Here is a 12878-nt window from a genome sequence, read left to right as displayed (position 1 = left end):
TCCTTTCTCAGATACCGAGATACTTTTTCCAGAATTCTAAGCTAACTAGTTCCTTATATCTTTCTCTATAGCTTTTTGCTGCTTCTTCATATTTTTGATCAATTAATTTTAGCGCGTAATCCAGTTTGTGTTTACACTCCCGTAACTGCTTACGGTCCCGTTCCAGATATATACCTTTGCCGAAACTGTCCACAACTATCGTCTTATCTCTACGGTATAAACGATGTACACTTCCATATGGGGCTGTTACGACTATCTTTTCAGATTTTGCCGGAAAAAAATATCCATTAGCGGTAATTTTGTGGAAATATCTAACGGGCAGAACAGGATTGTAATAACCTTTCTCCTCTTTTTTAGAGTCCTCTTCTGTAAAACCATAATGGCCAATATAGTCTTCTACCGGTAATGCTTTATAATTCATTGCAATTAATTCTTTATGCAATGCTATTGCATCTGTCTGTCGAAGCCAGTCAATTCCTTCACAAAAATCTTCTACTGCTTTAATATTATAATCAACATATTTGTACCGATATTTTGCAATATTTCTCCAAACCCATTTAGTCAAAAATTTCTTAAACTCCTCCTTCGTATATTCCGGACATTGAATCGCATTAGTGATGCAATGGTTTCTGATATCATAATACTCCAATACTCCTGGCATTTTTCCAGCAAATGCTTCATGCCAAATACATATTTGATTCATATAAATGAATCTTTTTCGCCCAGTTCTAAGTCCATATTCTATATCATCTCTATGAATAAAAATAGGCAACGGCAAATTATCATCCCCAATTTCACTTAACGGGATACAGCAATACCACCATCCCTGATATTCAATATCTTCATCTTCAATCTCACTCTTGATTACTTTTTCTGCATACCTCATATCCCAACCATTTTTTAATGCTTTAATATTACCAGAATTCCACTTGGCTCCGACTTCGTATTGAATAAATGGTGCATCTAAAACCAATAATTTTCCGCCAACTGTATAGTTAAAATATTCTTGTTTCAGATAAGACAGTAAATTATATGTTACTTCAATAGCTGCTGAACTTATAGTTGCATCATCATCCATGATCAATACATGTGTATATCCTTCTTGCTGCCACCTTTTTTTGGTTTCTATAATACCGCGTGTAAATCCACCAACACCTCCTAGATTAGCATTTTCATTTACAGTGATATGTTCTTGTGTATCCACTACACCTTCCAATGATGAACCATTATCAGAAATATGAATCCAAATTTTATTATAACACGGTGATAAATCATTATTTAAAATATCCCTTTTCAAAATCTCCATATTCCGTGCTACATATTTTTCTCGTTTAAAGGTACAAATATCTATAGCCAATTTTACCTCTTGTGTTGCTGTGCATTTTTCAGTGCCATAATATCCAGAAAATAATTTTGAATTTTCTTCCAAAGCTTCTAATTTAGCATAAAAAATGCCTTTATCTTTTAACCTGCCAAAGTCCAGCTTTATCACTTCTCTGTCTTTTAATTTTATTACGGATGACGATATTATCTTTTCTTTAATGTCTTTACATTCATAAATTGCATGTATTAAAGAAACTTTAAACTTACCTTGTAAAACCAGACTTAAATATACATTCTTTACGACTGTATATTTATCCCATTTACCTGTAGAAAAACTATTTTGGAAGGTATCTAATGACAAAATCCCATTTTTATGAAAACCTACTCCTTCTATACCTTTTCCTAAAAATGAGGCCCCCTCCATTCTCCCATATAAAGATCTTGTTGACATTTTATTCTCTTTAATTTTTTCTTCAGAATCAAACATCTCCATTAAAATATCTTCTTTAGCAATGTCTCTTAATATTAACTTTTGTAATTTCATATTTATATCCATTCCTTTCGCTTCGCTAAGGCACAAAACGTAATGAAAATGTTTACCTGCGCCTATTTTTCGTTATAATTCTTTTTTGTAGGAAACTCGGTATACTACAAATCACGGGGAGGTGAGTGGGCTGTCCGGCTTGCCGGATGACAGTATATTTATATGTGTAGACTGTCTTTTCAGGCACAATTAATGTGATACCAATCACGAAATCTGTTGTGGTATTGATGTCCACAAGACTTTTGTAGTCGCCTGTATTGCCTCTACTGACAAGCAGGGCATTACTTCTTACGAGAGCCACCGTTTTTCGACCTACACGAAAGGTCTGAAAGATTTGTTACAATGGCTACTCGATCGCAATTGCAAAGAAGTCTGCATGGAATCTACTGGTAAATATTGGACCCTGATTTATAACATTCTTGAAAAAGAATGTTCGATCGTCCTTGCTCATCCGAAATATGTTAAGGCTATCCGTGGAAAGAAAACTGACAAGAAAGATGCCAAATGGATTACTGACCTGTTTAAGCATGAACTTGTTGCCGGTAGCTTTATGCCTCCTGCTGACATCCGCAATATTCAATCTTAATCCTCCAATGTTAATCCTTGCGCTTCCATATATTTTTCACATACTTCTTTTACTTCACCCTTCATGATCATATTCCCTTTTTCAATCCATAAAGCATGGGTACAAAGTTTCATAACGGACTTAATATTATGGGAAACATATAATAATGTTGTATTGGATGTCAACATTTCCTGCATACGTGCATTACATTTTTTCTTAAATTTCGCATCTCCAACAGATAATACTTCATCAACAATTAAAATATCTGGATTTACGACTGTAGCTACCGAAAAACCAAGCCTAGCCTTCATACCGGAAGAATAATTTTTAATTGGTGAATCTAGAAAATCTGCAATTTCTGCAAAGTCAACAATCTGCTGAAAATGTTCCTGCATAAATTTCTTTGAATACCCCAGAACTGCACCATTTAAATATATATTTTCACGTGCTGTTAAATTCGCATCAAATCCAGCCCCAAGTTCTATTAGAGGTGCTATTGAGCCATATGTGGTTATCGTTCCCTTATATGGTTTCATAATGCCTGAAATAGCCTTTAACAGCGTACTCTTACCTGAACCGTTTGTTCCAATCAATCCCCACGCTTCACCATTCATCACTTTAAATGAAACATCTTTTACTGCCAGGAATTCCTGAAACATTAATTCCCGCTTAACTAATTTTATTGCATAATCTTTCAGATTATCTATCTTTTGAGTGGATTTGTTAAATCGTATTGTAACATGTTCAACATCAATTCTGCATTTTTTATTCATTTTATTCACCATTTTAAATATATAATATAAATTTATCCTGTGTTTTCTTAAAAGTGACCAGGCCAATAAATAGGGATACTAAAGCAATAACCCAGCCGCCAACAAATATTCGCATATCTGGAAAACACCCTTCATAAATAAAACATCTGAATTGTTTGACATAGTAATAGGCCGGATTCAAATATTCTATAATAAAACGCACTTTTCCACTCATTTGCTCAACTGAATAAAAGATTGGTGTTGCATACATCCATGCTGTAGTAAACGCCTTGTAAATGTATTGAATATCTCTAAAAAATATATTTGCCTGTGCAAGGAAAAAGCCAATTCCACTGCAAAAAATATATAATTGGATAATTACTAATGGGAATAACAAGAAATACCATGTAAATGGTATACCGGTAAAAATCATAACAATCAGCAGCGCGCCCATAGAAAAAACCATATTCACGGCCCCACTGGTCACTTTAGACAACGTAAATATGTATTTAGGTACATATACCTTTTTGATAAGTGATGAATTTCCTAATATAGAACGCATTGCATCATTTGTGGAACCAGTAATGAATTCAAACACTGTTCTTCCCGCAATCAAGTATACAGGATAGTATGGAATAGAATCCCCTCTATTAAATAAATTTGAAAAAACCACAACCATAACCATCATAACCAGCAACGGATTTAATATACTCCATAAATATCCAAGGAAACTCCTCCTATATTTCAACTTTAAATCCCTGACCACTAATTGTTTCATTAATTCTGTATATTTGTAAAATGTTTTAATTCTGATTTTTGTCTTATTTACCATTTCACTTGCTTACCCTTTCCTTCAAGTAATATAAAAGCCTTGCTATCGGATATATACAATAATCTGTCCTTCTCAAAAGCCATATTGCTTGATTATTTACAGCGTAATAAACAGCAGGATATTTATTTTTTACCGAAATATCCAGCTTTTTTATATTAACCTTTATCCCTCTGTCATATGAATAACACAAATATATTTTTATTCTGCTAACTACCATTCTGGCTAATACATGCTCCATGTATTTTTTCTTATTAACATCCATATTTGTCTGCTGCTCGTAAAATTTGAATAGACGTTTTATAACACGATCATAATTTTCTGAATTTCTTCTTAGTTTTTCTATACTCATACTTTGATTTGCATTTCCCACACGATACATATATACAAAATCACTTATAAAAGTAATTGTTTCCACATATGGCAGAGGAAACAAAACAAACTCCATATCAACATAAAAACAGTGTTCATCAATTTTCGGAATTTTTCTAAGAATATCTGTTTTTATAGTATAACCATGCATTTTCAAAAAATAATTTTCTTCTATATTATCTATCCTATACTCATGATGATATTTAACATGATCGAAGGGTTTTGAGAACTCAACACTTCTTTTACCGCTATTGTCATCGACCCAATAGTAATTAGAATAGATAATATCCGAGTCACTCTTAATAAGTGTCTGCATCAATTGAATAAAGCTCCTCTCATCAACCCAATCGTCACTATCAACCACTTTAAAATAACGCCCTGTGGCCTCTTTTATGCCTCTGTTAATCGCAGAACCATGTCCACCATTTTCTTTTTTAATCAACTGAAAAACATCAGGATAATTCTTCACAAATTTTTCAGCGATTTGTGCTGAATGATCAGGAGAGCCATCATCAATTATCAAAACCTCCAGTTTATCCATCATATCATTAATAATAAAAGATTCCAGACACTTTGATAAATACTTCTCAACATTATATACTGGTACTGTAACAGTTAATATTTTATCCATCTATTTAATCCTTCCGAAACAATATTTCCAAATACCATGAAACGTATAACTAATAAAACAAAGTATAGATTTTATATACCCAAAACCCATATAACGATATACCTTAAAAGTCATTCTTGCAGAATGAAATTTATCTCCTGACTTTCCTTTGTTGCTTATTCTATATTTTAATAATGGTTCATTTATGCCGTAAGCCATATTATACTTTTTTAGAATTCTCAGCCACATAATATAATCCTCATGACTCTCCTCATAACACATTGGGAATTCTCTCGCAACCTGAGTTTTTATTAACACAGATGAACAATTTATACAATTATGTTTTAAAAGATCTGTATAAATAATTTTTTCTTTGACAGGTATTGTACGGCCTGTAGGCCTTCCCTCTCCTGTGATCAGTTCTCTTGCTGTGCAGCATAATACCGCATTACTATTTTGTATTACCTTTAATTGTTTTTCCAATTTATCAGGTTCCCAATAATCATCCCCATCCAGAAAAGCAATATATTCACCTGATGCCATAGACATCCCTCTGTTTCGGGATTGTGCTGCCCCCATATTTACCCGGTTTTTAACATAGAAAAGCACAGGACTATCTCTGTATTTCTCCATTACTTCATCTAAATTATCCCTGGAACAATCATCAATTACAATGATTTCCAGGGATACTCTCTGACAAAGTACAGAGTCTATTGCTTGTGAAATATATCCTGCACAGTTATATGCTGGTATGATAACAGATATCAGCGGCTTTTTCATTTTTTCTTCCTTTATTTATCAGGGGTATCCTGACCGATTTTTTTTAAATTTTCCTTGGTTGCAGCAGTCATCTGCCAGGGTTCTACCCCCTCCGTGTTCTCTTTCTGAAAAAGTATTTTAAATGTTAAGAGCATCAGTTTAATATCCAACCAGAAAGTATAATTTTCTATATAAGTTAAATCTAATTTTAGTTTATCATAAGGGGTGGTATTATATTTTCCATATACCTGTGCAAAACCAGTCAGCCCGGCTTTTACTTTTAAGCGATAACCAAATTCAGGTATGATCTCAGCATACTTTTCAGCGATATGTGGACACTCAGGCCTTGGACCAACAAAAGACATATCTCCCTTTAAAATATTAAACACCTGAGGTATTTCGTCAAAATGTATGTTTCTCAAAACTTTTCCTACTGGTGTAACTCTTTCGTCGTTTTTGCGCGTCAACTGTGTTCCTTGATTCTCTGAATTTACACGCATACTTCTAAATTTTAAGACATTAAATTCCCTTCCATTCTGTGTCAAACGCTTTTGCTTGTATAATATTGGCCCCTTATCATAAGCTTTAATCATAAAAGCTATAATAAGCATAATAGGAGACGCTATAATTATAAATAAAAGTGAACCTATAAGGTCGAAAGCACGTTTCAATATTTTTTGTTCGGCTGTTAGTCCTCCGTTCCTAAACAACAATAAAGAAGTATCAAATAAATGAATGCTTTCTGCGCTCATAATCATAATATCAGACAATTTCGGCACACTATAACAACGAATATTCTTTTCAAAACAGTACTTTAGTAATAAATTACGCTTTTTAGAAGGAATATCCGCTAAAATAACCGAGTGATAAGCTTCTATTTTCTTTTTAATTTCTTCTATTTCTATTGATATAGAAACAGTTTCACAAATATTATACTTATCTTTTCTGGCAGCTATTTTACTAATTAAAGAGTCTGGACTATATTCTCCATATACCAACAACATTTGACGCGGTGGATATATCTTTGTGTATATCCACCTCATAAATATCACCCAGACAATGACAATACATAAGTCAACTCCTGTCATCTTTATAATGGGCTTTAAATTTTCTGTAAATTTCCATCGTCCAATCAAGCATAGTTGTAAATAAGTAATCCCATTCACAAACAAAACTGACAAAATCTGTGAATACAATACATCAAAGACTCTAAGATAACCGACTTTAAAGCCGCCATAAATTTTATAAAAGAAAAATAGCATTAATGCATATTGGCCTACTACAACATAATTTCCTCTATACCAAAATGTAATCCTTATAACACCTGAATGTGCATAGAAATGAAACCATACATAGGCAAATACACCAGTTTGAGCAATCAAAATAAATGCAGATGCTAAAAACATAATAATTCTTTTATATTGTTCTCTGCGTTCCATTTTTTTACCTTTCGTGTTTTATTGATACCGCTTTAACAATCTGTATTATATCATTATGAAATATATGTGTCAATCAATCCGATTATAGGAATCTTTTAATAATGCCATTATATAATTCTATCTGCACTTTACATGTATTTATTATAGATGTCCTAACCTCCTTATCTTTATTCTTCCTCGAAATCTCAAACCCATTTTTAATCCCCGCAACATACTCCCTTCCAAACCCCTTACACGCAAAAAATACCGCCTTCACCCCAAATCCTACTGCAAACAGTGGAAAATTCAGTACAATCTGCCAAAGCGGCATGTTTTTATATATCATATATACATTATTCCTGGAAGAGTATCTGACCTTAAAAAGATTGTATCTGGAACCGCTGGTTCCGCTTCCCACATGGTATACACGAGCCGCAGGACAAAACCAGTTTTCATATCCATATAGCCTGGCCCGGTATCCAATATCCAAGTCCTCCAGATAGGCAAAATGCTCCTCATCAAAGCATCCGATCTCGTTTAATATACTTTTTCTATAGATAGCTGCCCCTGCACAGGAAGCAAATATTTTTTTCCTCTTATTATAATTTTCTTCCGGCTTACCTTTGCCATCAGCAAAAGCCCACCCTAGAGCACAATAATAATTTCCGGCATCATCTATTTTACTTTTATCATGCATCTGCAGCATCTTCGCCTGACATGAAAAAATAGCAGGACTTCTTTTTATATCCCGAACCAAAGCCTGAATAAACCCCTTCTGAACGATGGTATCATTATTCAAAAGCAATATATACTTTGCCTGCGAGGTGCGGATTCCCACATTGACGGCTCCGCAGAATCCGGTATTCTCCTCCAGTGCAATAAGCCTCACCTGGGGATAATTCCGGCCGAGATACTGAACGCTGCCGTCTTTTGACCCATTATCCACCACCACAATTTCAAAAGAAGGAAAATCCTGCCTAAGCAGTGCATCCAGACAGTCTTTAAGATATTTTTTCCCATTAAAATTAGGGATAATTACTGATACTTCATACATGTTTTCCGGAAACCTTTCCGACACAGCATTCGGTTAAATCTGTGTCCTGAGATTTTATTCATTTGGCCGCAGGGAATAGTTCCACTTGGTAAGGGAAAGATTTTTATTATAGTAGGGATCACCTTCTTTTAAAAGTGTTTCCCACCTGCAGCGCATGAACTCAATTTCACTTTGAAATCTGCGCACTTTCTCCTTGTTGTCCTCTGTTCCACGGCTCTTTGATTCGTAATGATACAGTTCTGCAAAGGGATCATATACAACCAAGTATCCCTTCCGGCGTACGCGGAGACAAAAATCCACATCATTAAATGCAACGGTCAGTTTCTCCTCAAATCCACTGACTTCAAAAAACACCTTCCGTTTCACCATCATACAGGCAGCTGTAACTGCGCTTAAATCCTGCTGCAGGGAAGCCTTGTGCAGATAACCGGAACGCTCTCCAGGCATATTAACAAACATATGCCCCGCAATTCCACCAATACCGATTATCGTACCTGCATGCTGGATGGTTCCGTCCGGATAATATAATTTTGCTCCCACAATTCCGGTATCCGGTCTCTGACAGTGTCCAAGCATTTCTTCTATCCAACTAGGCGAGATCACTTCCATGTCATTATTTAAAAATAGAAGATATTCGCCCTTTGCTTTTTTTGCCGCATAATTATTAATGGCAGAGTAATTAAATGGTTTATCCCATTTTAACAGACGTATCTTGTCCTCCCTGCTCAGCTCACGGTAATAAGAAAAAATTTCCTCTGTCTCACTATTATTTTCCACAATAAGAATCTCAAAATTCTGATATGTTGATTTCTTAAAAATAGAATCAATACACTTTTTCAGAACTTCTTTTTCGTCTTTATTAGGTATGATAATGGAAACCAAAGGGGACTCCTGCACCTGATATTCCACACGATAAAAGCCATAATCTTTTGTATGGCTCACCTTTCCGCACAGACCGCTGCGCTTCAAATTGCCTTCAATAGCCCGTTTTCCTGCTTCAAAGGCGTACATTTTGCTGGCCGGATTATCCGCGGTGGAAGCCTGATGGGTCCGCCAGTGATATAATATTTCCGGTATATGATGTATTTTTTCAGCATTCTCAACACATCGGAATATAAAATCATAATCTTGCGCACCATCAAATTCACTGCGGAAACCACCTGTCTTCTCCATAATCCCGCGTTTCACTACAAACAAATGACAAATATAATTATTCGCCCGAAGCAGATCCAGGTTAAAATCCGGTTTTAGATGGGGCTGAAAATGCTCTGACAAGTCTGCCCTCACCTTATCTTCATCTGTATAAATCACATCAATATCCCGTTCTTTTTCCAAAGCTGACGCGATTTCATACAAAGCATTGGGTGCAAGAAGATCGTCATGGTCCAGAAGTCCAATGTAATCCCCGGTCGCCATGGCAAAAGCGGCATTTGTATTTTCTGCAATCCCCAGATTATCGTCCAATTTTTCCCACATGATCCTGCTGTCAAAAGAGGAATATTCTTTCAGGGTAAATTCCATGGATGCATCTTCAGGACTGGCATTGGCTATACACAGCTCCCAGTTGCCGTAGGTCTGCGCTCTCAAAGAGTCCATCATTTCCCGCAAAAATTTTTCAGGTGTTTTATATGCCGGTACCACAATGCTGATTTTAGGGCTATATTTCCATGTCCTTTTCCGCTGCTTATCTAAAATCTCTTCTGTGGGACGGTATGCTTCATACCAGGGACCATAGGGAACTTCTTCCGGTTCAAATCGCTCATGCAGGCGAATCCAAAATTCCTTCCATCCATAATGTTTTAAATAGCGGTATCCCTTCTGTATGGTATAAGGAGAAAGCTTTTTCAGCATTCTTCCCCACTCCAGTTTTCCTTTAGACATATCTTTTACCTCTGCAAATTCCATTCTTTTGGGCAGATTTACCCGTCTTTTTACTTATATACCCGTACATTCTACCACATTTTCTGTTTAAAGGGAACCTCGAATGTGCTATACTAAAGAAGATTGAGTTTAAGATGTTACTGTTCACAGGCCACTGTACCGGGAGGCGTTTTCATGCCCGAAGCATGAAAATCCCGAGGCAGCCAGCGCGATATGGAGCATTCTGCCCCATATCTGTGCATCGCGAAGCGTGTTACTGGACACGGAGTGAACAGTAACTTTAAGATGCGAGGAGGTTATATTTTGAAACTGGATAAAAAGCTCTCTTTTGTTATCCCCTGCTACTATTCCGAAAAAACAATTTCTCTTGTTGTAGATGATATTTTTAAAGCATTTCCAAAAGAGGATTATCAATACGAGATCATATTGGTAAATGACGGTTCCAAAGATAATACATTTTCCGTGATCAAAGGTCTGGCAGATAAATTTCCACAGGTTGTAGCTGTAAACCTTGCCAAAAATTTTGGACAGGATGCTGCTCTGATGGCCGGATACACCTACGCTACCGGAGAATATATCATTTCTCTGGATGATGACTGTCAAAATCCCCCTGCAGAAGCCCATAAGCTGATTACCAAAATAGAAGAAGGTTATGATGCTGTTTTTGGAAAATACCATACAAAGCAGCACAGTGCCTTTAAAAACTGGGGAAGCCGGCTAAATGATAAAATGGCCACCATGCTTTTAAAAAAGCCCAAAGACCTTACCTTATGCAGTTATTTTATTATGAATTCTTTTGTAAAAGATGAAATGCTGCGTTATGACAGCGCTTTTCCTTATATATGGGGGCTTATTTTACGCACTACGGACCACATTACTAATGTTTTTATTGACCACAAAAAACGTGAAGTTGGTACAACCACCTTTACACTGGGTAAACTGATCCTGCTTTGGCTTAATGGTTTTACCTCCTTTTCTGTGAAACCACTTAGGATTGCAAGCTTTTTGGGCGGTTTTTTTGCATTTCTTGGATTTCTGCTCACTATAATCATGGTGGTCCGCCAGTTCATCTGTCCGGAGCCAATCATTGGCTGGACCTCCCTCATGTGTGCCCTGCTCATTGTCAGCGGTTTGAATATGCTTATGCTTGGATTACTCGGAGAGTATATTGGAAGAATCTTTATCAGTCAGAATAAGTCTCCGCAGTTTGTAGTCCGTCAGTTGTACCGGCAGGAGAAACGCGAAGAACTCTAGAAAGAAGGGGAGACAATGACTCATGCGAGTCACGATCTCCCCTTCAAGGCCTGCTTATTTCCCTGCATATCTATTATCTATAATTAGGTGCAAACACCAGACAGTAAACAGCCACAGCCGAAATAATATATCCCACACTTAATCCCCTGTAAATCCACTTTCTATATACAGCCTTTTTCAGAAACTTATCCATAATATTCTCATATCCCAGTGTAATAAAATACATAAACGGTATCAGCATAGGCATAAGATAACGCCCCTGCGCTTGAAACTCACTGGAATACGCATACTTTATCAATAGAACAAATGGAATTACCATAGATATGAGCATACAGATATGAAATAAGTTCTTCATATCCCATCTACGCTCTTTCCGGATCGTGATAAACAGCGTGGTAGCCGACTTATCTCTTCTGCGTCTTACTTCTTTTTCCTTACCACTTACAAAAAACTGCTTTCTTATACAGAAAAACATTCCAAAAATACCTATCGCATAAACCAGGCAATATGCTGCAGACCAGATTTTCGGCATAAATATATCCAAAAATCCAAATGTCCCAACAAAGCTCACTGCAACGGTTGTAAGCCAGTTACACTCCCATTCCCCGGGAATCCAGAAAAACATATCCGAAACTCTCATTCCCATCCTCTGAGGTGTCATACGATTTGAGGGCTTTAAATCTTCCCTGGCATATAATTCTGCATATTCTGATGAGGTACTCATTCCCAATATATCTCCATGGTAGAGAATACCATTGCGTATAAACCACCAGCCAGCACAAATAATGATTACGCATGTAATCAATATTCCTAGAGAAAACATTTTCTTATAATTCCAACGCTTTCCTTCACAGAACAGAATACTTCCACAGAAAAAGAATACGCTGCACAAAATATATCCATATGCATTATAATAAGACAACGCACATACTGACAATGCAGCACCTAACTCAATACAAACTCCTTTGGTCCAGCCCTTATCCATAGCTTTTATCCAGCACAAAATAATCCATGATGTGGAAAATACTGCTACGGAATCCGTATTTATATAGGAGTGAATAAATAATGCACCAGGTAAAAAGCATACAAGAACCGTAAAGAAACCGGCAGCCTCTGTTTTAAACATCCGTTTTCCTATTTTAAGTGTCAGAAGTGCCGTGGCTGTACCAAAAATCACATCTACCAGCCTTGCCGCAATCACCGGCGCCATCTCTGCTGCCGAAAACAGTGTCGCTGCTTTCCCCAACACAGCACCTAAAATATATGGAAGTATTGGGTTAAAGGCATAGGATATTCCCCAGAATTCATTTCTGATTTCAGGATCCCCACCGTGAGGAAGGCTGCCATGTTTCATAATATATTCCACGATCTGATAACGCATCCCCTCATCAGGGGATGCATTCAGGGGCTGTATCACTGCCCAGCAAAGTAAAAACACAAAGACTGCCGCCAGAAACAGTATTTCGGGCACTATCTTTTTTATCTTTTCATTTTCCATCTTTGGTTATCACGAGTCT

At 36.5% G+C, this 12878-nt stretch carries 10 protein-coding genes and 1 pseudogene; 2 read left to right on the top strand and 9 right to left on the bottom strand.

What is annotated here, in order from left to right:
• Positions 1–7: 7 nt before the first annotated feature.
• Positions 8–1867 carry a glycosyltransferase family protein gene (locus CI595_RS13515; protein WP_095173932.1) on the bottom strand — a complete coding sequence of 620 codons (1860 nt, stop codon included), beginning with the start codon at positions 1865–1867 and terminating at the stop codon, positions 8–10.
• 211 nt (positions 1868–2078) lie between these two features.
• On the opposite strand from CI595_RS13515, the pseudogene CI595_RS13505 reads away from it, so the two are divergent.
• Positions 2079–2447 (top strand): annotated as a pseudogene (locus CI595_RS13505) (IS110 family transposase); the annotation flags it as partial.
• Between the two features lie 2 nt (positions 2448–2449).
• Here the strand turns inward: CI595_RS13505 and CI595_RS13500 are convergent.
• From CI595_RS13500 to CI595_RS13470, 7 genes are all read right to left on the bottom strand, one after another.
• Positions 2450–3205 (bottom strand): ABC transporter ATP-binding protein, encoded by a 756-nt coding sequence (locus tag CI595_RS13500; protein WP_095174344.1) that lies wholly within the window; start codon positions 3203–3205, stop codon positions 2450–2452.
• A gap of 13 nt (positions 3206–3218) precedes the next feature.
• Entirely contained in the window at positions 3219–4016 is a 798-nt protein-coding gene (locus CI595_RS13495) for an ABC transporter permease (RefSeq protein ID WP_095173928.1), read from the bottom strand.
• A gap of 1 nt (position 4017) precedes the next feature.
• On the bottom strand, positions 4018–5016 hold the full coding sequence (locus tag CI595_RS13490; protein ID WP_095173926.1) for a glycosyltransferase family 2 protein: 999 nt from the start codon (positions 5014–5016) through the stop codon (positions 4018–4020).
• Positions 5017–5775 carry a glycosyltransferase family 2 protein gene (locus CI595_RS13485; protein ID WP_095173924.1) on the bottom strand — a complete coding sequence of 253 codons (759 nt, stop codon included), beginning with the start codon at positions 5773–5775 and terminating at the stop codon, positions 5017–5019.
• An 11-nt stretch (positions 5776–5786) separates the two neighbouring features.
• The gene (locus tag CI595_RS13480; protein WP_095173922.1) at positions 5787–7193 is read right to left on the bottom strand and encodes an exopolysaccharide biosynthesis polyprenyl glycosylphosphotransferase; all 1407 of its coding nucleotides are present in this window, start codon (positions 7191–7193) and stop codon (positions 5787–5789) included.
• A gap of 82 nt (positions 7194–7275) precedes the next feature.
• Positions 7276–8226, bottom strand: a complete 951-nt coding sequence (locus tag CI595_RS13475) for a glycosyltransferase family 2 protein (RefSeq protein WP_095173919.1) — start codon at positions 8224–8226, stop codon at positions 7276–7278.
• Between the two features lie 54 nt (positions 8227–8280).
• On the bottom strand, positions 8281–10107 hold the full coding sequence (locus tag CI595_RS13470; RefSeq protein ID WP_187144022.1) for a glycosyltransferase family 2 protein: 1827 nt from the start codon (positions 10105–10107) through the stop codon (positions 8281–8283).
• 303 nt (positions 10108–10410) lie between these two features.
• On the opposite strand from CI595_RS13470, the gene CI595_RS13465 reads away from it, so the two are divergent.
• A complete protein-coding gene (locus tag CI595_RS13465; protein ID WP_095173914.1) occupies positions 10411–11361 on the top strand; it encodes a glycosyltransferase family 2 protein in 951 nt (316 codons plus the stop codon).
• Positions 11362–11434: 73 nt separating this feature from the next.
• Here CI595_RS13465 and CI595_RS13460 read toward each other — a convergent pair whose 3' ends face one another.
• Positions 11435–12859, bottom strand: a complete 1425-nt coding sequence (locus tag CI595_RS13460) for an ArnT family glycosyltransferase (RefSeq protein ID WP_095173912.1) — start codon at positions 12857–12859, stop codon at positions 11435–11437.
• Between the last annotated feature and the right edge of the window lie 19 nt (positions 12860–12878).

The organism is Blautia hominis, assembly GCA_002270465.1.
Classification (GTDB): Bacteria; Bacillota; Clostridia; order Lachnospirales; family Lachnospiraceae; genus Blautia; species Blautia hominis.
Note: the sequence above shows the minus strand (reverse complement) of the source record. Positions and strands in the feature narration are given on the sequence as shown.

What these genes read in the sequence shown, in the direction of transcription:
- CI595_RS13515 (WP_095173932.1), bottom strand. Translation starts at nt 1,867, where the DNA reads ATGAAATTACAAAAGTTAATATTAAGAGACATTGCTAAAGAAGATATT.
- CI595_RS13500 (WP_095174344.1), bottom strand. Translation starts at nt 3,205, where the DNA reads ATGAATAAAAAATGCAGAATTGATGTTGAACATGTTACAATACGATTT.
- CI595_RS13495 (WP_095173928.1), bottom strand. Translation starts at nt 4,016, where the DNA reads ATGGTAAATAAGACAAAAATCAGAATTAAAACATTTTACAAATATACA.
- CI595_RS13490 (WP_095173926.1), bottom strand. Translation starts at nt 5,016, where the DNA reads ATGGATAAAATATTAACTGTTACAGTACCAGTATATAATGTTGAGAAG.
- CI595_RS13485 (WP_095173924.1), bottom strand. Translation starts at nt 5,775, where the DNA reads ATGAAAAAGCCGCTGATATCTGTTATCATACCAGCATATAACTGTGCA.
- CI595_RS13480 (WP_095173922.1), bottom strand. Translation starts at nt 7,193, where the DNA reads ATGGAACGCAGAGAACAATATAAAAGAATTATTATGTTTTTAGCATCT.
- CI595_RS13475 (WP_095173919.1), bottom strand. Translation starts at nt 8,226, where the DNA reads ATGTATGAAGTATCAGTAATTATCCCTAATTTTAATGGGAAAAAATAT.
- CI595_RS13470 (WP_187144022.1), bottom strand. Translation starts at nt 10,107, where the DNA reads ATGTCTAAAGGAAAACTGGAGTGGGGAAGAATGCTGAAAAAGCTTTCT.
- CI595_RS13460 (WP_095173912.1), bottom strand. Translation starts at nt 12,859, where the DNA reads ATGGAAAATGAAAAGATAAAAAAGATAGTGCCCGAAATACTGTTTCTG.